General features: G+C 39.5%; 20 protein-coding genes and 1 riboswitch. Of the genes, 8 read left to right on the top strand and 12 right to left on the bottom strand.

All coding sequences use genetic code 11. The features are described 5' to 3' along the window. Positions 1 to 40: 40 nt before the first annotated feature. The 7 genes from J678_RS18830 to J678_RS18800 form a co-directional block, all read right to left on the bottom strand. The gene (locus J678_RS18830; RefSeq protein WP_004710900.1) at positions 41 to 481 is read right to left on the bottom strand and encodes an acyl-CoA thioesterase; all 441 of its coding nucleotides are present in this window, start codon (positions 479 to 481) and stop codon (positions 41 to 43) included. A gap of 7 nt (positions 482 to 488) precedes the next feature. Then, complete coding sequence (locus J678_RS18825; RefSeq protein ID WP_031956190.1) at positions 489 to 1,682, bottom strand: hypothetical protein; 1,194 nt, start codon at positions 1,680 to 1,682, stop codon at positions 489 to 491. Positions 1,683 to 1,691: 9 nt separating this feature from the next. Then, positions 1,692 to 2,531 (bottom strand): hypothetical protein, encoded by an 840-nt coding sequence (locus J678_RS18820; RefSeq protein ID WP_031956189.1) that lies wholly within the window; start codon positions 2,529 to 2,531, stop codon positions 1,692 to 1,694. 8 nt (positions 2,532 to 2,539) lie between these two features. After that, positions 2,540 to 3,307 (bottom strand): uroporphyrinogen-III synthase, encoded by a 768-nt coding sequence (locus tag J678_RS18815; protein ID WP_031956188.1) that lies wholly within the window; start codon positions 3,305 to 3,307, stop codon positions 2,540 to 2,542. A 4-nt stretch (positions 3,308 to 3,311) separates the two neighbouring features. Continuing rightward, positions 3,312 to 4,229, bottom strand: a complete 918-nt coding sequence (hemC, locus tag J678_RS18810) for a hydroxymethylbilane synthase (protein WP_191976131.1) — start codon at positions 4,227 to 4,229, stop codon at positions 3,312 to 3,314. A 99-nt stretch (positions 4,230 to 4,328) separates the two neighbouring features. Beyond that, complete coding sequence (locus J678_RS18805) at positions 4,329 to 5,069, bottom strand: LytR/AlgR family response regulator transcription factor (protein WP_004710910.1); 741 nt, start codon at positions 5,067 to 5,069, stop codon at positions 4,329 to 4,331. A gap of 60 nt (positions 5,070 to 5,129) precedes the next feature. Next, complete coding sequence (locus J678_RS18800) at positions 5,130 to 6,269, bottom strand: sensor histidine kinase (protein WP_031956184.1); 1,140 nt, start codon at positions 6,267 to 6,269, stop codon at positions 5,130 to 5,132. Between J678_RS18800 and argH the strand changes: the two genes are divergently transcribed. Both argH and J678_RS18790 read left to right on the top strand, forming a co-directional pair. After that, positions 6,260 to 7,693, top strand: a complete 1,434-nt coding sequence (gene argH, locus J678_RS18795) for an argininosuccinate lyase (RefSeq protein ID WP_006581161.1) — start codon at positions 6,260 to 6,262, stop codon at positions 7,691 to 7,693. The genes J678_RS18800 and argH overlap by 10 nt on opposite strands. A 9-nt stretch (positions 7,694 to 7,702) precedes the next feature. Beyond that, complete coding sequence (locus tag J678_RS18790; protein WP_002053140.1) at positions 7,703 to 7,972, top strand: oxidative damage protection protein; 270 nt, start codon at positions 7,703 to 7,705, stop codon at positions 7,970 to 7,972. Between the two features lie 315 nt (positions 7,973 to 8,287). Here J678_RS18790 and phoU read toward each other — a convergent pair whose 3' ends face one another. The 4 genes from phoU to J678_RS18770 form a co-directional block, all read right to left on the bottom strand. Then, a complete protein-coding gene (gene phoU, locus J678_RS18785; protein WP_000075183.1) occupies positions 8,288 to 9,010 on the bottom strand; it encodes a phosphate signaling complex protein PhoU in 723 nt (240 codons plus the stop codon). 108 nt (positions 9,011 to 9,118) lie between these two features. Next, positions 9,119 to 10,450, bottom strand: coding sequence for a TolC family outer membrane protein (locus J678_RS18780; RefSeq protein WP_016803687.1), 1,332 nt, complete (start codon positions 10,448 to 10,450; stop codon positions 9,119 to 9,121). Between the two features lie 94 nt (positions 10,451 to 10,544). Further along, positions 10,545 to 11,450 (bottom strand): DMT family transporter, encoded by a 906-nt coding sequence (locus tag J678_RS18775; protein WP_031956183.1) that lies wholly within the window; start codon positions 11,448 to 11,450, stop codon positions 10,545 to 10,547. Then, on the bottom strand, positions 11,443 to 12,024 hold the full coding sequence (locus tag J678_RS18770) for a TetR/AcrR family transcriptional regulator (RefSeq protein ID WP_031956182.1): 582 nt from the start codon (positions 12,022 to 12,024) through the stop codon (positions 11,443 to 11,445). Before J678_RS18770 ends, J678_RS18775 begins: the two co-directional genes overlap by 8 nt. A gap of 110 nt (positions 12,025 to 12,134) precedes the next feature. Here J678_RS18770 and J678_RS18765 point away from each other — a divergent pair, with 110 nt between their 5' ends. From J678_RS18765 to gluQRS, 6 genes are all read left to right on the top strand, one after another. After that, positions 12,135 to 13,217, top strand: coding sequence for a hypothetical protein (locus tag J678_RS18765; protein ID WP_199963260.1), 1,083 nt, complete (start codon positions 12,135 to 12,137; stop codon positions 13,215 to 13,217). Between the two features lie 34 nt (positions 13,218 to 13,251). After that, a riboswitch (TPP riboswitch) is annotated at positions 13,252 to 13,386 on the top strand. 90 nt (positions 13,387 to 13,476) lie between these two features. Further along, positions 13,477 to 15,354, top strand: a complete 1,878-nt coding sequence (gene thiC / locus J678_RS18760; RefSeq protein WP_001072857.1) for a phosphomethylpyrimidine synthase ThiC — start codon at positions 13,477 to 13,479, stop codon at positions 15,352 to 15,354. Positions 15,355 to 15,429: 75 nt separating this feature from the next. Continuing rightward, on the top strand, positions 15,430 to 16,056 hold the full coding sequence (locus tag J678_RS18755; RefSeq protein ID WP_031956179.1) for an NUDIX domain-containing protein: 627 nt from the start codon (positions 15,430 to 15,432) through the stop codon (positions 16,054 to 16,056). A gap of 4 nt (positions 16,057 to 16,060) precedes the next feature. Next, positions 16,061 to 16,873, top strand: a complete 813-nt coding sequence (gene cpdA, locus J678_RS18750) for a 3',5'-cyclic-AMP phosphodiesterase (RefSeq protein ID WP_022575146.1) — start codon at positions 16,061 to 16,063, stop codon at positions 16,871 to 16,873. Positions 16,874 to 17,083: 210 nt separating this feature from the next. Next, entirely contained in the window at positions 17,084 to 17,620 is a 537-nt protein-coding gene (dksA, locus tag J678_RS18745) for an RNA polymerase-binding protein DksA (RefSeq protein ID WP_001262524.1), read from the top strand. Between the two features lie 2 nt (positions 17,621 to 17,622). Next, positions 17,623 to 18,561, top strand: coding sequence for a tRNA glutamyl-Q(34) synthetase GluQRS (gluQRS, locus tag J678_RS18740; RefSeq protein ID WP_031956178.1), 939 nt, complete (start codon positions 17,623 to 17,625; stop codon positions 18,559 to 18,561). 50 nt (positions 18,562 to 18,611) lie between these two features. Here the strand turns inward: gluQRS and ftsW are convergent, their stop codons facing one another. Further along, a complete protein-coding gene (gene ftsW, locus J678_RS18735) occupies positions 18,612 to 19,808 on the bottom strand; it encodes a putative lipid II flippase FtsW (protein WP_004710933.1) in 1,197 nt (398 codons plus the stop codon). Between the last annotated feature and the right edge of the window lie 11 nt (positions 19,809 to 19,819).

Here is a 19,819-nt window from a genome sequence, read left to right as displayed (position 1 = left end):
ATTAATAATTATAATTGAAATATATTTTCTTAATATTTATTTAAGCTAAATGTATTAAGTCATGTCCTACTGATTTTTCTAATTCAATAATTTTACTTTTTACTTCATTTGGTATTTCACATTTTAAACCTGTAGATTTATCTACACAAACCATTACTGCTTCAGCTGTAGCAACGATTTGCTGCTGCGTTTCACTCCATAATATATAAGCCATACGGAATGCGCTATTGCGCATCTCTTCTACACGAACCCCTACTTTCAATACATCTGGATAAAACACAGGTTTTAAATATTTGCACTGACTTGAAGCAACAACAGTATATATATTTGGGGTCAATATATTTACATTTTCCATATATAAAATACGTGAGCTTTCAATATATCTATAATATTGTACATTATTGACATGACCAAAAGCATCCATATCTCCCCATGCTACTTTCTGGTCGTATATTACAGGGTAGACAGACAGTTCTTTCATTTTTACCTCATATTTTAAATTTTAAAAAATTCGCATCATTTTCAAAGATTAGGTTTAACTGTTTGATTAACTCATCATCTTCTTTTAAGGTTGATTTAATACGTAAATAGCTCATTAAAATATTATCTGGGTATAAACTTAATAATATTTCTGCTTCAGCTTGACGCTCCGTTGCCATGTAAACATGCCATTTTGCAAATGTTAAAACCGGCAAATTCATATATTGAGATTCGAATTGATTAATCTTTTCCTCAACATCTGCATAGTCAGGAACCTGCTTAAGCAATTGTTGCTGAAACCATAAGTAAAATACGTCTGGATCAAATTGCTCTTTGAGTAAATGCAAGGTTAATGCTTCATGCTGAATACTCATTTCTGGCATACGTGCCAAAAGTTTTAGCCATAGCAATTTACTACTATAAGGTCTGGTTTGAATTTCAGACTCTAAATCTAGATAGCGCTGTTGCAGTGCATGTAAATCGTCTACCGAAGCTTGATCGAATTGTTGAAGAAGCTGTTGCAACCATAAATCACGATGCTCAGCATCCAATAATCCATACTTCATTGAACGCAAATATACCCATGGTTGCTGTAAAGCAAGCTGCCCCCATAACGCGGTTAATCGTTGTTGATATGCAGTCTCGATCTCTTCAAGCCAAGGTGATAATTGATGTTGATATAGAAACTCAAGATGAGTTAATGCACGTTCAGCTTCTTTTTGAGCTAAAAATATTTCAATACGCTGCAACTCGGCTAATTCAAAAGCCATTGGTGGGGATTGATCTAAAGCATCTAATGCTTTTTGATAATCTCCACTTAAAACTAAAAACTTGGAATCAATAATATTTTTTAAAAGGCCCGACTGAGTAAAAACACGTTCGATAAATACCCGTTGGTCTTCGGCCGCTTCTAATAGCCAGACAATACCTAATTGCTCATAAGGATGAAGGTTTTTAAATTGAAAAATATTTTCTCTTTTCCTCTGTTCACGCGAGGAATAACGTTTAATCCAAAGCCATATTAACTGAGCAATAAAACTCATCACAACAAAGGTAAGGACTAAGCCCCACACATTTGTTTGCAGTTGCAATTGACGCCAGTAGATATAGACGTAACCCATGCCGTAGCCATAACTCAATAAAGCTAAAGCCGCAAAAAGTACTAAGCTAATGAGTAGATAAACCCATAGGAGATGTTTCATATGTCCTCCTTATGAGCCTAATAGACCAAGAGTTGATAATTTAGGCACAGGCACGATAGATAAGTGAGCCACTTTAGCAATACGGTTTTTCAATTGTTGACTGGTGGCGTCTGGCAGTTCATTTAGTTTTTGCATTACTGATTGCAGCTCATTTTGATATTCTGCCATCTTTCCTTGATTTAATGCCTGCTCAGCAATTAAGAGTCTTAATTGCACTTCCTTAAATACAACACTTCGATTCATTAAATTAATAGACGGCGTTTCTACTTTTTCAATACGGAACCATTTTTTCCACCAAGACACTGCCTCGGATTGATCCATTTCAAGTTTAGGTTGAGCTAATGCTTGTTGAATATTCTTATCAATAGTTTGCAGTAAATCATCAATCAATTGATGACGCTGATTTTGAGCAATTACGTATTGCTGTATTGCCTGTTTATCCTGTTCAATCGCCTGATTTAAACTGTGTTGTAATGCCGGGGCAATTTCATATTGGGGTAAGGATTGTTGTAGCTGAGTTAAATGATCTACCGCATAAATAAACTGTTGTTGATCTATCGCAAACTGAATTAAATCTAATTTTTGTTTAATGACCACCGTTGGCGCAATACCAGTATGAATGATTTCATGATTTGTTAAAGGTGCTGTTTGAACGTCACTACTCGACTGAGTCTGTGTTTGTCTTTTTAATGCCACCAATTGATCATTTAAATTGGCATACTGCTGCTCCGATTGCAGTAAGCTCTGCTGAAGCTCAGGAACAGTACGAGAAATTTGCCACATATCGTAACTGAGCTTAGCCAACCAAGCGATGCTCAGCAAAATGATGATAGAAACAAGTTTTCTCATACGAATCCTTATAATGCCTGAATGTGATGAATCATCCCCGAAGGCGATAAATTTTCAAGTTGAATAATGTGAAAATAGGCCTGTTGTTGATCGCGATATTTTTTTACAAGTTGAAAAAGACGTGGTCCTAAAACCAAATATACACAATCAGGTTGTACATTATTTTTTAAACAAAGCTCTAACCAATATTTCCAGCTTGCCTCACTGGTAATTAAGACAAGCCATTTTTCTAAATTATAATTTGAATTCTGTGTCAGATGTTTGAACTTTGAATATGAAACTTCTGGGCACTGTCGATGATATAAAACAAAATTCAAAATCTGAATGCCTTGCTGTTGCAAAGTTTCCATCATAAATTGACGGCCACCTTCACCTCTCCAAAAAGCCACACTACCCGTCTGTCGCATATTATGAAGAATAGGAAGATTGAGCATTCCTTCAGACGTTTCAACATCTGGAACATGTGCTTCAACTCCATATTCATAAAGACGATGTGCCGTTGCCTGTCCGACCGCAATCCACTGAATATGTTTTAAGTCGTCTAGCTTTAAACCACTTTGCTTTAAATATTGCATCCCCACATCAACAGCAGTGGGGCTCACAACTACAATCGCTTGTGCGCCAGATAACTGCTGATAGAGTTGAGCGAGTGATTCTGAAAAAGGTTGAGCAACCAGCTCTAAAAGAGGTAAAGACTCGACCTGAAACCCCTTATTTTGCAAAGCTTGAGTTAATTCAGCCGCACGTGAATCAGGTCGAGTATTAATAAACAGCATAACGTTAGTAAAGAGCCTTTAATAAATCGCCAGCGCCTTGTTCAAGTAAGTTTCGAGCAAGGTTTTCACCTAATTGCTGAGCATTGTGTGCTTCATCTGTGAGTTCAGCACGCAGTAATGTTTGCCCATCAACACTACCTACACGGCCTTCAATATGAATTTTGCCGTCTTGTAAGGTTGCATAGCCCGCAATAGGTACCTGACACCCCCCTTCAAGATAGGCATTAAATGCACGCTCAGCACGCACACAAACATCAGTCTCTGTATGTAAAAGAGGTTGAATTAAAGCCAATACTTCTTGGTCATCTGCACGACATTCCAAACCAAGAGCGCCCTGCCCAACCGCAGGCAAACTTACACTTGGCTCGATACAGTGACGAATGCGTTCTTCTAATCCTAAACGTTTTAAACCAGCGCTCGCCAAAATAATCGCATCGTATTGACCATCATCTAACTTACTTAGGCGAGTTCCAACATTTCCACGTAAATCAATAATTTGTAGATCTGGGCGTTGTTTTAAAATTTGTGATTTACGACGTAAGCTTGATGTACCAACTTTTGCTCCTTGCGGCAAGTCAGCAAATTTTTCAAAATGATTTGAAACGAAAGCATCTAATGGATCTTCACGTTCGCAAATGACCGCTAAAGTTAAACCTTCTGGTAATGCCATCGGAACATCTTTCATTGAATGCACAGCAAGGTCGGCACGACCATCTAAAAGTGCTGCTTCCAACTCTTTAACGAACAACCCTTTACCACCAATTTTTGCTAAAGGTGTATCTAAAATTTTATCGCCCTGCGTGACAAACTTAACCAACTCCACCGTTAAATCTGGGTGAAGCTCCTGTAAACGGGCACGAATATGTTCTGCCTGCCAAAGAGCAAGTGGGCTTTGTCGTGTAGCAATTTTCAAGGTTTTCATAAATTCAAGCATGGGCTGGTCAAACAATACACCCTAAACTTAACTTGATCCCTTAAAATTGCAAGTAAAATCTCACTGACAAAATAGGATGCTGACTCATTAAAGTTGGTGTATTCGCTCTCTAAGAGTAGATAAATGACGGCGGCTTACAGAAAGTCTTTCATCCAAGCCACGTAATCGAACCTGATACTGACCTGAACTCACAAGCTCTAAACCATCTAAATAAGCAATTGAGACCAAAGCATTTCGATGAATACGGATAAACTGATCTGCAAATTCAGTTTCAAGTTCTTTTAGCGTTTCATCAATCAAGACACTGCCATTTTTATGTCGTACCGTGACATATTTCTGATCTGCCAAAAAATAATAGATATTTTCAACAGGAATTAACTCAACACCGCGATAGGTTTTAGCAGCAATTTGATGTCTTTGGGTTTTTAAATCCTGCAAAAGCGTAGGATTAGGTAAGGCACTGAGCTGCGCTTGAGTAAGTTGAGTTAATTGCTTAAAAACCTGCTCAAGTTCTTGAGGGTCAATCGGTTTAAGAAGATAAGCTTGTGCCTGTGATTTAAATGCTTCTAGAGCATGTTGATCATAGGCTGTGCAAAATACGATAGCAGGTCGAGGATTAAGCTGACTTAATTGCTCCGCACAGACGAGACCATTCATACCCGGCATTTGGATATCAAGTAAAATCACATCCGGTTGATGAAGCCGTGCCTGTTCCAAGGCATCTTGGCCATGATGAGCTGTTGCGACAACATCATGTCCCATCTTTGAAACTAAACGTGATAATCGTTCCACTGCAAGTGGCTCGTCATCACAAATTAGCACCTTCATTCATCCTCCTTGTCACCGTTAACTTGGTCCATTTTTTTATGGTTAACTCTGACTGACTTATTATTTTGATTGGTAGTGATAGCTCATAATAGTGGTATATAAAGTTTCACCCTTATACACCTGGAACCTAACAGAGTTCCCATAATACGCCTTCAAGCGCTGCTTAACATTTTCAAGAGCGATTCCATGCCCTTTCCGTGATTTTATTGTATCGTCTGTATAAGGGTTGGTAATGACTATACTGACCTGATTTTGCAATATTTCAACCAATACCCCAATGGTTGCTTTACCTATCATTGGTTCGACCCCATGAAAAATACTATTCTCTAACAAAGGTTGTAATGTCAATAAAGGAATCGTGACCTGCTTTAATTGCAAAGGTTCAATTTCCATTTTCCAGTCAACTTGTAAACGCTCACCTAAACGTATTTGTTCAATTATTAAATATTGTTTACTAAGCTCAATTTCTTCATACAAGCTTACCAATTTTAATTCTTGAAAACTCGCTCTAAATAAACGTGACAGACTAATCAGCATACTTTCTGCTTTATCTGGGTCTATCGTAATTAAACTCACCACATTATTTAAACTATTAAATAAAAAATGAGGATGAATGCGTGCTTGCATAGCCTGAATACGAGCATTTAATTCTGCATATTGTTGATGCAACCATTGTTCCCGAACATATAAATAGCGCAAACAAAATGCGCCAAGTAATATTCCGTAACTTAAATATAATGGGACATGAGTAAAATAAATACTCCAGTCCTGTGCTGTAGCAGTCATCCTTTTCAAAATTCCGAATTGAAAAAAATTAGTTATGATGGTGGTCGCCACCACAATCGCTTGCAACAAGACAAAACCAATGACCAAAGCATATTTTTGCTGAAGCTGACTAAAAAAATTTTGAAAATATTCAACTAAAGCAAAAAAAGACAAAATCACCCAGTTAATAAAAATCATATATTGTAAAAGGCGTGTCCCACTTAATGCGTGCCAAGACTGCGCTTCCGCCAAGGCTAGAACCAATGCCAAAACATTACTTGCAATAATTAATTCTAATAAGTGTTGCCAACGATCAATTTTCGTAAAAAAATAGGAGGAATTTTGATTTCGATATGCTGTAGAAAACAACTTTGTTTGTTGAGCTTCGGCAAGTGATATACTCTTTTTTATTTTACTGAGCCACCATGACCACATCTTCAAATCCCCCTAATTCAGCAGCCCCAAACCAAACCTCAGGTATGTGGGGTGGTCGTTTTTCTGAAGCGACAGACGCTTTTGTAGCAGAATTTACTGCCTCTGTTCAGTTTGACCAACGTTTTTATAAACAAGACATCGCTGGTTCTATTGCGCATGCTACCATGCTTGCGAAAGTTGGCGTACTGACAGAAGCAGAACGAGACGACATTATTGAAGGTTTAAGCACCATTCGCGCAGAAATTGAAGCTGGAAACTTTGAATGGCGTATCGATCTTGAAGATGTTCACATGAACATTGAATCACGTTTGACTCAACGTATCGGCATTACAGGTAAAAAATTACACACTGGCCGTAGTCGTAATGACCAAGTTGCAACAGATATACGTCTTTATCTTCGCGACGAAATTGATGATATTTTAGGCTTATTAGAGCGTTTACAAAAAGGTTTGTTGGGCTTGGCTGCCAAAAATGTAAACACCATTATGCCTGGCTTCACTCATTTGCAAACAGCTCAACCAGTAACTTTCGGCCATCACTTATTGGCATGGTTTGAAATGTTGGTTCGTGACACTGAGCGTCTTCAAGACTGCCGTAAACGTGTAAACCGTATGCCACTTGGTTCTGCGGCTCTTGCTGGTACCACCTATCCGATTGACCGTGCTTACACAGCAGAATTACTAGGCTTTGAAGCTGTATCTGAAAACTCTCTTGATGCTGTATCTGACCGTGATTTTGCCATCGAATTTAATGCAGCAGCATCTTTAATCATGATGCACTTATCACGTATGTCTGAAGAACTTATTCTTTGGACTTCTGCACAGTTTAAATTTGTGAACATTCCTGACCGTTTCTGTACTGGTTCTTCAATCATGCCACAGAAGAAAAACCCTGATGTTCCAGAACTGATTCGTGGTAAATCTGGCCGTGTGTTTGGTGACTTAATTAGTTTACTTACGCTCATGAAAGGTCAGCCATTGGCGTACAACAAAGACAACCAAGAAGATAAAGAACCTTTATTTGATGCAATCGATACAGTTCGTGGTTCACTCATGGCATTTGCAGACATGATTCCTGCATTGGTTCCAAATATTGAAATCATGCGTGAAGCTGCACTTCGTGGGTTCTCGACTGCTACAGACCTTGCTGACTATTTAGTGAAAAAAGGCGTTGCGTTCCGTGATGCGCATGAAATTGTGGGTAAAGCTGTTGCATTAGGTGTGGCTGAAGAAAAAGATTTATCTGAACTCACACTTGAGCAATTACAACAATTCTCTGACCTAATTACAGCAGATGTATTTGATAAAGCTTTGACACTAGAAGCTTCGGTAAATGCACGTGATCATATTGGCGGAACTTCACCAAAACAGGTTGAAGCTGCGATTGCCCGTGCCCATAAACGTCTAGAACAGTTATACGCTTAAGGATACAAAATGAGTCGACAAGTATTTTGCCGTAAATATCAAAAGGAAATGGAAGGATTAGACTTTGCTCCGTTTCCAGGTGCTAAAGGCCAAGAATTTTTTGAAAATGTTTCTAAGCAAGCATGGCAAGAATGGCTACAACACCAAACTACGCTAATTAATGAAAAGCGTTTAAACGTTTTTGATCCAGAAGCGAAAAAATTCCTTGAAGAACAACGTGAGAAGTTCTTCAATAATGATGAAAGCGTTGAAAAAGCAGAAGGTTGGAAGCCAGAATAATTCGTTTTTTCTAAGCTCATCATCATTAAAAAGGCGGGTTTATATACATAGACCTGCCTTTTTTTACGTGAAACTTACACAAACATATAAAGCCTTACATAGAGCGCACAGGACTCTACATGACATAAATTGGCTCACACCTTAATATCAATTCATAGCAAGTAAGACACGATCCCTGTCGTGTTTTCTCTTAATGCACTTGATTTTCTGTCCTGAACTTCCCCCCAAAGTTCGGGACATTTTTTTATCTATTATTTCTAAAAAATAAAAAAAGCCTTGTTTCAAACAAGGCCTTTCGATACTTCAACTCAAGTATTACTTTTCGTGAACTTTTGCTTCAATTTCTTCAATTTTGGTATGGCGAGCATCAAAACCTTTTGCCATGTAAATCACTTGTTCAGCAATGTTACGAGCATGGTCACCAATACGCTCTAAAGAACGTAAAACCCACATCACGTTAATTACACGTGCAATATGACGCGGATCTTCAATCATATAAGTCATTAAAGTACGTGTTGCTGACTGATATTCACGGTCAATGTCGGCATCTGCTAAAAGTACACGTAATGCTTGATCAGCATCTAAACGTGCAAAAGCATCTAGGGCATCGTGAATCATTACACGTACTTGATTACCAATATGGCGGGTTTCCATGTAACCACGAGGTGATCCACCTTCTTCACATAGATTTTGTGCAATACGGGCAATTTTTGCAGCTTCATCACCAATACGCTCAAGGTCGGTATTGGCTTTGCTCATCGCAATCACCATACGCAAGTCAATCGCTGCTGGATGACGGCGTGCCAAAATCAGTGTCAGACCTTCATCAATATCACGCTCATATTGATTGACTGCGTTATCTTTAAATTGAACATCAATTGCTAAGTTTGCATCTGTATCAAGCAAAGAATGAATTGCATTGGCAACCTGTTGTTCGACCAAGCCACCCATGGTCATAAACTTTGTGTTCACATCTTGCAAATCTTCATTAAATTGAGAAGAAATATGATGGCTTAACACCGGATTACTCGGACTCAAGGGAAGCCTCCAACATGATGGCGCAGGGATAAAATGATTGAGCATTAAAACACATCAATCATTAAATTTTTATGACAAAATTAAATTTCAGATAAAAGCATTTTTTTATTACTGATACGTTAACCAGCTGTTTAATTCAACTAGATCTTTTTCGCCTAGCTGACCTACAGCCGCTTTTAAACGAAGTACATTTAATAAATAGTCATATTGAGCATTAAGATAATCCTGTTTTGCTGAAAAAGCATTACGTTGGGCCAATAAAACATCGACCATACTTTTTAAGCCCTCGTTATAACTTGCTTTTGAGGCTTGAGAGACAAGTGAAGAAGAGTCCATTGCCGCCTTTCTTGCTTCAAGTTTTGCACGGTCGGTATCCACCTGCATAAAAGCGCTTTTTACATCAACATTGGCACGACGAATGGCCGCATCGAGCTGGGATTGCGCTTTATTTAACTCTATAGTGGCTTTTTTAATAGAGGTTCGTGTTTGACCTCCATTAAATAAATTCCAGTTCATCTCTACGCCCACCTGATCAAACTTTCCATCAGTCGAAATCAGTGTTTCTGGTGTTTGTTTGGTATAGCCATAACTCGCCACAGCATCTATTTGTGGATAAAGTGCAGCTTTTTCCACACGGCGTTGGTCTTCAGCATATCGCTTTTGTAAACGGGCTTGCTGAATCTTTAGATTTTGTTGTTGGGCTAAGCCAATCCAGTCATCAAGTTGGGCTGGATAAGGCTTTTGAAAAGTAAAATCACTTCGCAGTACTGCAAGCTTATCTTGATAAGGGCCAATATATTCAGAGAGCTGTTCTTGAGCTAAAAGAAGTTGGACATTAGTTGCAATACGGTTGGCTCTGGCATTTTGATACTGGGCATTTGCCTCACTTACATCACTACGTGCCACCAAACCTTCTTTAAGCTTGGCATTCATCATATTGAGTTGTTCAAGTAAAGCCTTTTCTTCTTGTAAATATGCAGCGGTAAGTGCCTGCTGACGTAGTACATTAAAATAGGCTTCTGCCACGTTTAAAACATGATCTTGTTTTTGCAGGCGTAAAGTAATTTCACTAAGAGCAACCGAGGTTTTAACCTGTTTATAACCTTCCCATGCATCCATACGAAAAAGAGGCTGACGAGCAGATAAAGTTGCTTGTTTGGTTGTTGATGTATTACTTACCAAAGCATCGGACAGTCCCTCTTGATCAACACCGGGAAAATTTGAACGCTTTACGGTTTGGCTATTACGATTAATCTTTCCAGATAATGTGACTGTAGGTAATAAAGCACCAGTTGCTAAGCCTAAATTGAGCTGATCTGCTTCAAATTGTTGTTGATTCGCTTGCCATGTCGGATCATTTTGCTTTGCGCGCTCATAAGTTTCAACTAAATCTAAAGCAAAACTCGGCGATGCAAAACTCCATAAACTCGCCACAAGCATTAATTTTATTTTCATTGTCTAAATCAACGATAAAACTTGGCTTTAAGACTAAGAAAAATTTGATTTAAACTCAAGCCAGTAAAAGTTTTCATTTTTATGTATTTTCAGGCTTTGATAACATCAAAATACAAATGAAAATCAAAAACATGCCTAGCCAGCCCACCCATGATACATGTTCCCCTACCAATACAATCGCAAAAATCGCAGCAACTAAAGGCTCAGATAAAGTTAACGTAGTCGCTTTGCTCGCATTTACAGTCTTTAGCCCAAAGCCGAAAAGTAAATAACCGAGGAACATAGGAATTAGCATCATATAGCCAGCCACAAGTAAATTTGTTGAGCTCTCTAATAAATCACCCCCTGTAAGCAACAAAGTAGGAAGTAAAATAACTGCTCCGCCACCCATAATCATGCCCATTGCAGCTTTAGCAGCAATACCTCGGTCTATTAATCTTTTTGCTGCCCATGAATAAAGCGAATAAGTTGTAGCAGCAACAAGCCCCAGAAAAATACCGAAGAACTTATCCCATTCATTTGTACTATCTTGTGCTGTGTGACTTTCACCCATAGATAATAAACTTACTCCCACAACACCAAACACAAAACTCAGGAACCATGTTTTAGATAAAACTTTACGGTCAAAGAATCGCTCTAAAACTGCTGCAATGAGTGGAGCCGAACCAATTGAAACCACAGTACCAATCGTAATTCCGGCATAATGCATAGAAGAATAAAAAGCTAAGGGATATATCCCAACTGCCACAACACCTAAAAGAATAATAGGAATATTACGCCCAATAAATTGCCGGTTTTCCCGTATAGCTCGTGATGCAACCAGAGCTTGTAAAAGGCCTCCACCGCCCATCGCTACAGCACCAATTGCCAGTGGTCCAAGTGTTGGGGCAAATGCTGCCGCAGTTCCTGTTGTCCCCCACAAAACAGAGGCAACTAAAATTGCAATTGTTCCACCATAACTACTATTTTTAATAAGGCTAATCATGTTGGCATTCTCGATCTAAAATATCTTCTGCCATTTGCTTTGCGAATAGAAGTTGACGGCTACTACCTTCTAGACCAGCTCTTGCCATAGAACCTTCTAAAAGAAAAGAAAGTTGTGAGGCGATATAGCTAATACGCTGTGAGTCTGGTATTAATTTTTTTAAATGCTCAGCAACAATAGCCTCAACTTCTTCTTTATGCCTTCTTACCGAACTTCGTCCTGCACTATTTGCAGGAAACTCAGCAGCAGCATTTAAAAGTCCACATCCCCTAAAACCCTTTTCATAAGCAAACTCGGCATGATCTTGATAGGCATCAAATACGGCCAAAATAGCTTCTTTAGCTGTTTTTGTTTTTTCTAAACGGTTTTGATAAAGGTCTAACCACTCTTGATGTCGTGCAGCAATGTAGGCATCAACAAGATCTCCTTTTGAAGAAAAATTATTGTAAAGCGACATCTTGGCTACATCTGCTTTAGCCGTAACCGAGTTAATGCCAGTTGCAGTAATACCATCGTTATAAAATAGTGTGGCTGCTGCATCGAGAATTTTCTGTCTTGCTGTTTTATCATTCATGGTATTAAATTAAGTAGACCGACCTACCTAATAATAAAGATTTCTAACAGTGATGCAATCTTTTTAAGCGTTATAATTTGAGCAATATTAATTTTGATAAAAATATAAAGATGAAAAAAATTCTAATGATGAGTATGTGCAGTGCACTACTTTTAGCTGGATGTAGTAAAACATCAGAGCAAGATCAGGCTGTATCTAAAGAGCAAAAATCAACTGCACAAAAGTCCACCGAACAGCGAGACAGTAGCTGCTTACAAACTATAGCTGCTATGCAGAAAATTAATCAAAACAGTAAAATAGAAGACCTAAATCAAATTAATGAAAAACTTAAAACCTGTGTTCCCTCTTTAAAAAATAATGAACAGCTTAAGCTAATTGAAGCATCGACGGCTATGTATCAGCGTTTTCTAAAACAAGAACATAATGAAAAAACAGCAAAAGCGTTTGAAGCTTTTGGATATGCCATTTTAGAACAAGAACCATTAGATGCTAAAAAAACAATGAAAACCAAGAAAAAGTTATTCGATCAGCTGGGTACTCGTGATCAATACCTGATTCAACACGAGGGCCAAGCCTATATTGAGCTACTCTATCAAGGTGAGGGCATGTTTACTTACCGCCGTCAGCCGAACTATTTAGTTGATGTTTTTGCTAAAGCCCTACCAGCTGACCAAAAAGAGTTCTTAACTCGCATGGCAAAAGACAATAAAGACATTTTCTATGACGATGGAGCGTTGGCTATCTCATGGAAAGAGCTTACTGAGCGTGCATTATTTTGGGAGAAATTTATTCAAAAATATCCAAAGAGTTATTTTATTAATGATGCAAAATTATTATTTAATGAGTACCGATATTTTATTTTCTTTGGGCTAGATAATACGCCTGTATCCGATGAGTTTGCTCCAAACACATGGATTGATAAAGATGCTCTACAACAAATTCGTTTCTTATCTACACAAAAACAATCCAGCTTAGCAAAACCCGCTCAACAATTTCTGAAGTTTATTGCCACTCCTGTGGATGAGCGTAATACACAATTCAAGACAGATTTAATTGATGAAAATGGGCAAAAAAAATCAACTTACCAGATTGTGCATGAACAGCTTGAGCAATTATTAGAATTAGAGTCACCGTGGAATACCGAAAGTTATCGTGACTGCCATATAGATGCGGTTTGTATAGATACAAATTGACAATGCCAGCCAACCTAAAACATGTTAGTCTTTAAATCGCTTGACGGAGCGCGAGTAATAGCTCGCTGAGATTGTGTAAATTCCGTGTTATCGCAACACAAGTTTGATCACAAGTACCGTTGAACCTGATCAGGTTAAGACCTGCGTAGGAATCAAGCCATCTGAAAACTTAAAGCCCTCAATTTATCTAGTTCAAGATAAATCCGCCATCGTTTTTGGTCGTGCTTGATTCGTTGATGTTATTCATAAGGATCATGTGATGAACCAATTAACGAATCTCTCTTCTGCTGAAATTTCAGCACAACATGAACAAGATGCAAAAGACTTAACCCGCATCTTACCCGCTTCTAAAAAAGTTTATATTGAAGGCTCTCGCCCTGACATTCAGGTTCCAATGCGAGAAATTTCTTTAACTGACACCCCAACTGGTCTTGGTGGTGAGCACAACCCACCTATTATGGTTTATGACACTTCAGGTGTTTATACTGACCCAAATGTTCAAATTGATTTAAACAAAGGTTTACCTTCAGTTCGCCAAAAATGGATTGAAGAACGTAACGATACTGACGTACTTTCGGGTTTAACTTCAAAGTTTGGTCAGGAGCGTTTAAAAGATATTCGTACTGCTGATATTCGCTTTGCACATATTCAAAACCCACGCCGCGCTAAAGCAGGCAAAAATGTCACTCAAATGCACTATGCCAAACAGGGTATTATTACGCCTGAAATGGAATATATTGCGATTCGTGAAAATCAGCGTCAACGCGAAGCTGTAGATATGCGCCAGCACCCAGGCCAAAACTTTGGTGCAAAAAATTTAAAAGAAATTACGCCTGAATTTGTTCGCCAAGAAGTTGCTGAAGGCCGCGCTATTATTCCTGCCAACATTAACCACCCAGAACTTGAGCCAATGATTATTGGCCGTAATTTCTTGGTTAAGATTAATGCCAATATTGGTAACTCAGCGCTTGGCTCTTCAATTGATGAAGAAGTTGCGAAAATGACATGGGCAACTCGTTGGGGCGCCGACACCATTATGGACTTGTCGACAGGTAAAAACATTCATGAAACACGTGAATGGATTATTCGTAACTCACCTGTTCCAATCGGTACCGTACCTATTTATCAAGCGCTTGAAAAAGTGGATGGTGTTGCAGAAGACCTAACATGGGAAATCTTTAAAGACACGCTGATTGAACAAGCTGAACAAGGCGTTGACTACTTCACGATTCACGCAGGTGTATTGCTTCGCTATGTGCCACTTACAGCAAACCGCTTAACAGGTATTGTGTCTCGTGGTGGTTCAATCATGGCACAGTGGTGCCTCGCTCATCATGAAGAAAACTTCTTATACACTCATTTCGACGAAATTTGTGAAATCATGAAAGCCTATGACGTGTCATTTAGTTTAGGCGATGGCTTACGTCCGGGTTGTATTCAAGATGCAAATGACGAAGCGCAGTTCAGCGAACTTAAAACACTGGGTGAGCTGACTCACCGCGCATGGGAACATGATGTTCAGGTCATGATCGAAGGTCCGGGCCACGTACCAATGCACATGATTAAAGAGAACATGGACTTGCAGTTAGAAGTGTGTAAAGAAGCACCATTCTATACGCTTGGGCCTTTAACGACTGATATCGCTCCGGGTTACGACCACATCACTTCTGCTATTGGTGCAGCTATGATTGGGTGGTATGGCACAGCAATGCTTTGCTATGTGACACCAAAAGAGCATTTAGGTTTGCCAAACAAGAAAGATGTGAAAGACGGGATTATTACCTACAAGATCGCAGCACATGCAGCCGATCTTGCTAAAGGTCATCCGGGTGCACAGGTGCGTGATAATGCATTGTCTAAAGCCCGTTTTGAATTCCGTTGGGACGACCAATTCAACCTAAGTTTAGACCCAGATACAGCGCGCAGCATGCATGACGAGACTTTACCAAAAGAAGCGCATAAATCTGCACACTTTTGCTCAATGTGTGGTCCGAAATTCTGTTCAATGAAAATCACTCAGAATGTCCGCGACTATGCCAACAATCTCACCAATAGCGATTCAGAGGTTGAAGAAGGCCTCAAAGCGATGAAAGAGGTTTATCAAGAGCAAGGACAAAAACTGTATCATAAAGTGTAAATATTCAAAAAAAACACTTGCCTAGCCATGATTCTCGGTTAGGATGAAATAAATAGATTTCGTCCTGATCGAATCATGAGTATTGTCGAGCATCCAAGTTATACATCTAAAGATGTCGAAGTAACATCACGTGAACCTCTGTTCAGTGGTTTTATTCAAGTTGAAAAAGTCAGCCTTCGACATCGTCTATTTAATCAATCTGAATATACTCCTGTATTGCAGCGCGAACTTGTGCATCGACCTGAAGCGGCTGGCGTTCTACTCTACAATGACCAAAAACAACAGTTTGCCCTAATTGAACAGTTTCGTGTTGGTGCTTTAGATGACTCTCAATCGCCGTGGCAACTCGAAATTATTGCAGGCGTGTTAGATGGCAATGAGTCACCAGAAAGTTGCATTCGACGTGAAAGCCTTGAAGAATCAGGTTGTGAAGTTCAGGATTTAGAGCATCTATTTAGTTTTTACCCATCAGCAGGCGCCTGTTCAGAATTATTTCATCTATATGTCGCCGAAACCGAATTACCCACCGAAGGCGGTGTTTTTGGAGTAGATGATGAGGGTGAAAATATTCAGCTGCATTTGTTTAGTTATAGCGAAATTCAAACACTACTCGACAGCGGACGTTTAAGAAATGCCCCTGTTATTATGGCATTACAATGGCTGGCTCAACACAGCAAAACGATAATAAATCCGAAGAGGTAGGACGGTGACTTTCCAAGTCTCAACACTTTCACAAAAAAATCATGTCATCATACAAATTACCGATACACATTTATTGGAGTATCCACAGCTAGAATTTGTGGGGATGAATCCTGAAGAAAGTTTCCATGCCATTATCCAGCAGATATTGAAACAACATCCAGAAGCGGACGCGATTATTCATACCGGAGACCTCGCACAAGCCCCAACCCCTATTACCTACAAGCGTTATATCAGCTTTATGCAAACCTTAGGTTTGCCTTTTTTCCACACGCTCGGTAATCATGACAATGTGGACCACTTTCCACTGCATAACGAAAATCATCAGGAACCTGTGGTGGTCGGTTTAGGGAATTGGCGCATCATTATGCTCAACAGCGCCGTAAAGGGAAAAGTAGATGGTCATTTGTCATTGGAACAATTAGAAAATTTAGAAAACTTACTTGAGCAATTTGCAGATCATCCAGTTCTGCTGGCTTGCCATCATCACCCATTTGCCATGAAATCAAAATGGATTGATCATCATAAGCTACAAAACTCAAATGCACTGCTAGATACGTTAAGCCCATTTAAAAATGTAAAGGCTTTAGTTTGTGGACACGTACATCAAGACTCTCTTAATATTTGGCAAGGTATCGAATTTTTCTCGACACCTTCCACAAGTGTACAATTTAAACCGTTTAGTAACGATTTTGCACTCGATCAAAATGCACCGGGTTACCGTTACATTCGTCTGAATAATGATGGTACTTTTGAAACAAAAGTGTTTCGACTTGAAAATTTCGAAACCCATATAAACACTGATATTTCAGGATATTAGTCCTAAATTGAATACCTCTATGAGGAATTATGACTAGGGCAAACACGTTTTGAAATTATTTACGGGATAGAATGACTATCATCTTGCAGGAAAAATCTATATGATGACGACCCGATGGAAAAATCCATCGATGGTTTTCTATAAAAACACTTGCATATCACCATATTTTTTGCGTATAGATAATACGTGTATGATGAGGAATGCCCTATTATGGCGAATGACAACCACAACCAAGTTTTGGATGAACATACAGAAGTTGTAGTAGAAGGTGATAAAGCTTCTGCAAAACGTGCACGTAAAGTGAAACCTAAAACTTCTGACGTAGGCTCAACTGCAAGTTTATTTGGTATTGCACCTTATCAACCTAAGAAAAATGAAGAGTACATGTCTGAAGGACAGCTCGAGCATTTCCGACAAATTCTGCAAGCATGGAAAGCTGAATTAATGTCTGAAGTTGATCGTACTTTAAATACGATGCAAGATGAATCAACTGCATTGCCAGACGTAAATGACCGTGCTACCCAAGAAGAAGAATTTGCAATTGAATTACGTACACGTGACCGTGAACGTAAATTAATTCGTAAAATCGAACAATCTCTTGAAGCGATTAAAAACGAAGACTACGGTTTCTGTGAAACTTGTGGTATCGAAATCGGCTTACGTCGTTTAGAAGCGCGTCCAACTGCAACGTTATGTATTGACTGCAAAACCTTGGCAGAAATTAAAGAGAAGCAAAATAACGGTTAATTGTGACGGTTAAGAATTCTCCAGCCGAGTTCGACTCGGCTTTTGCGCAGCAGCGAAACGATGTTCCATTTAATCGCTGCTCATACTCAGGTCGGTTTGCGCCCTCGCCAACCGGCCCTTTACATTTCGGATCACTGATTACTGCTGTTGCCAGTTACTGTGATGCTAGAGCTCACAAAGGGCGATGGTTTGTTCGTATTGAAGATACTGACATTCCGCGCATCTATCCCGGTAGTGAAGACCATATACTCGCATCAATTGAAGCTTTTCAGTTCGATCCTGATGCAGAGATCATCTTTCAAAAAGACCGCCTAAATATTTATGAAAGCGTATTAGACCAACTTAAAAAAGAAGGTTTAGTTTACGCCTGTCAATGTACCCGTAAAATGCTCGGTTCAAATGCAATCTATGCAGGTACTTGTCGTGATTTGCATCTCGATTTTCAAGATCAAGCGATTCGCGTAAAAGTTCAGGATCAGCAGATCTGTTTCGATGATCGATTGCAAGGACTTCATTGTTCTAATCTACAACATGACCTTGGTGACTTTGTTCTTAAACGCCGTGATGGCATTATTAACTACCAACTTGCTGTTGTCGTGGATGATTATCTACAAGGTATTACACACGTTGTTCGTGGTGCAGACCTTTTAGATAACACTGAACGCCAAATCTGGCTGGGTCAGCTCCTCGGTTACCCTAAACTAAGCTATATGCATCTTCCTCTGGCTATGAATGATCAGGGGCAAAAGCTTTCTAAACAAAATCTTGCTCAAGCACTCGATTTAACTAAAGCTCCTCAATTACTACAACACGCCATACAAGCCCTAGGTCAACCCAAGGTTGATTTAGATCGCCCTGAAGTGATGCTCAAGCAAGCTGTAGCGCAGTGGAATGTAGATTTAATTCCTCACGGACAAGAGCTTGGCGGAATATATTTATAAATAAAAAAAGCCCGATTCGATATCGGGCTTTTCATAACAACTGAAATAGTTTAGAAGTTCGATTCTTCTCTTTCAGGGTTTACTTCTTGAGTTGATGCATCAATCTTTAAGATCAAGCTAATCATAGCTGCACACATCATTAAAGACGTACCACCATAACTAATAAATGGCAGAGTTAAACCTTTGGTTGGCATTAAGCCCATGTTCATACCCGCATTTACCAAAATCTGGAGTAAGAAAATAATACTAATACCGTAAGCCAAATAGCCCGCGCGAAGATAATGATGTTTCAAGGCACGGTGTCCAATTTTGATACAACAAGCCAACATCAAGAAAGATAAGCCAATGACAATCGAAATACCAAAGAAGCCAAACTCTTCGCCTAACACGGCCAACATAAAGTCAGTATGCGCTTCTGGTAAATAAGATAGCTTTTGAACACTATGCCCTAAACCTGTTCCAAACCATTCACCACGGCCAAAAGCCATGAGTGCATTTGATAACTGATAACCCACACCTAATGGATCTGCCCATGGGTCGGTAAACGAAATCAAACGCTGGAAACGGTAAGGCTCAAACAAGATCAAAAACACGATACCAGTGACAATCGCACCAAGCATAATTAAGAACTGTGTTGGCGGCGCACCAGCTAAAAAGAATACACCGACCATCATCATGACGATAACAATCGTCGCACCCAAGTCAGGCTCGGCAATAATTAAACCGACCGTAATCGCCATCACACCACTTAAACGCAGTAAACCCTTCCAGTGCGTACGAACCTCTTTAGCACGGCGTACCACGTAGTCTGCCGTAAAGATTGCCATCATGACTTTGGCAACCTCTGTAGGCTGTAAGGTAAAACCACCGATTTTAATCCAACGTGTAGAACCATTGACTTCCGAACCTACCGCCAAAGCAGCAAGTAACAGAACCATGGTTAACAACCACAGCGGAAACGTATTTTTAAACCATGTATTGAGTGAGATTCGGTAAGTCAAATACGCCACGACCCCAGCAACCGCAATAGATATCGCATGGCGGATGACATAGTGAAACGGGTTCTCATGCATATATTCTGCATAAGGCATCGAAGCAGATGCTACCATCACCGAACCGATACATAACAATGCAACGACACAGAAAATCAAGACATTACGTGGCGTCACTTCCGCTGGCCATTTCGGCAATATCCGTTCATACCAATGATTGATTTTCTGGATTGTGGTCTGAGCTAAGCCTGCCATACTACATTCCT

Source organism: Acinetobacter sp. 1424608, assembly GCF_000588255.1.
Classification (GTDB): domain Bacteria; phylum Pseudomonadota; class Gammaproteobacteria; order Pseudomonadales; family Moraxellaceae; genus Acinetobacter; species Acinetobacter nosocomialis.
This window is presented reverse-complemented; position numbering and strand designations above follow the sequence as displayed.

What these genes read in the sequence shown, in the direction of transcription:
- J678_RS18815 (WP_031956188.1), bottom strand. Translation starts at nt 3,307, where the DNA reads ATGCTGTTTATTAATACTCGACCTGATTCACGTGCGGCTGAATTAACT.
- J678_RS18820 (WP_031956189.1), bottom strand. Translation starts at nt 2,531, where the DNA reads ATGAGAAAACTTGTTTCTATCATCATTTTGCTGAGCATCGCTTGGTTG.
- hemC (WP_191976131.1), bottom strand. Translation starts at nt 4,229, where the DNA reads ATGAAAACCTTGAAAATTGCTACACGACAAAGCCCACTTGCTCTTTGG.
- J678_RS18800 (WP_031956184.1), bottom strand. Translation starts at nt 6,269, where the DNA reads ATGTGGTCATGGTGGCTCAGTAAAATAAAAAAGAGTATATCACTTGCC.
- J678_RS18825 (WP_031956190.1), bottom strand. Translation starts at nt 1,682, where the DNA reads ATGAAACATCTCCTATGGGTTTATCTACTCATTAGCTTAGTACTTTTT.
- dksA (WP_001262524.1), top strand. Translation starts at nt 17,084, where the DNA reads ATGGCGAATGACAACCACAACCAAGTTTTGGATGAACATACAGAAGTT.
- ftsW (WP_004710933.1), bottom strand. Translation starts at nt 19,808, where the DNA reads ATGGCAGGCTTAGCTCAGACCACAATCCAGAAAATCAATCATTGGTAT.
- thiC (WP_001072857.1), top strand. Translation starts at nt 13,477, where the DNA reads ATGAACCAATTAACGAATCTCTCTTCTGCTGAAATTTCAGCACAACAT.
- argH (WP_006581161.1), top strand. Translation starts at nt 6,260, where the DNA reads ATGACCACATCTTCAAATCCCCCTAATTCAGCAGCCCCAAACCAAACC.
- J678_RS18780 (WP_016803687.1), bottom strand. Translation starts at nt 10,450, where the DNA reads ATGCTTGTGGCGAGTTTATGGAGTTTTGCATCGCCGAGTTTTGCTTTA.
- J678_RS18775 (WP_031956183.1), bottom strand. Translation starts at nt 11,450, where the DNA reads ATGATTAGCCTTATTAAAAATAGTAGTTATGGTGGAACAATTGCAATT.
- J678_RS18805 (WP_004710910.1), bottom strand. Translation starts at nt 5,069, where the DNA reads ATGAAGGTGCTAATTTGTGATGACGAGCCACTTGCAGTGGAACGATTA.
- J678_RS18755 (WP_031956179.1), top strand. Translation starts at nt 15,430, where the DNA reads ATGAGTATTGTCGAGCATCCAAGTTATACATCTAAAGATGTCGAAGTA.
- J678_RS18790 (WP_002053140.1), top strand. Translation starts at nt 7,703, where the DNA reads ATGAGTCGACAAGTATTTTGCCGTAAATATCAAAAGGAAATGGAAGGA.
- J678_RS18765 (WP_199963260.1), top strand. Translation starts at nt 12,135, where the DNA reads ATGAAAAAAATTCTAATGATGAGTATGTGCAGTGCACTACTTTTAGCT.
- J678_RS18830 (WP_004710900.1), bottom strand. Translation starts at nt 481, where the DNA reads ATGAAAGAACTGTCTGTCTACCCTGTAATATACGACCAGAAAGTAGCA.
- J678_RS18770 (WP_031956182.1), bottom strand. Translation starts at nt 12,024, where the DNA reads ATGAATGATAAAACAGCAAGACAGAAAATTCTCGATGCAGCAGCCACA.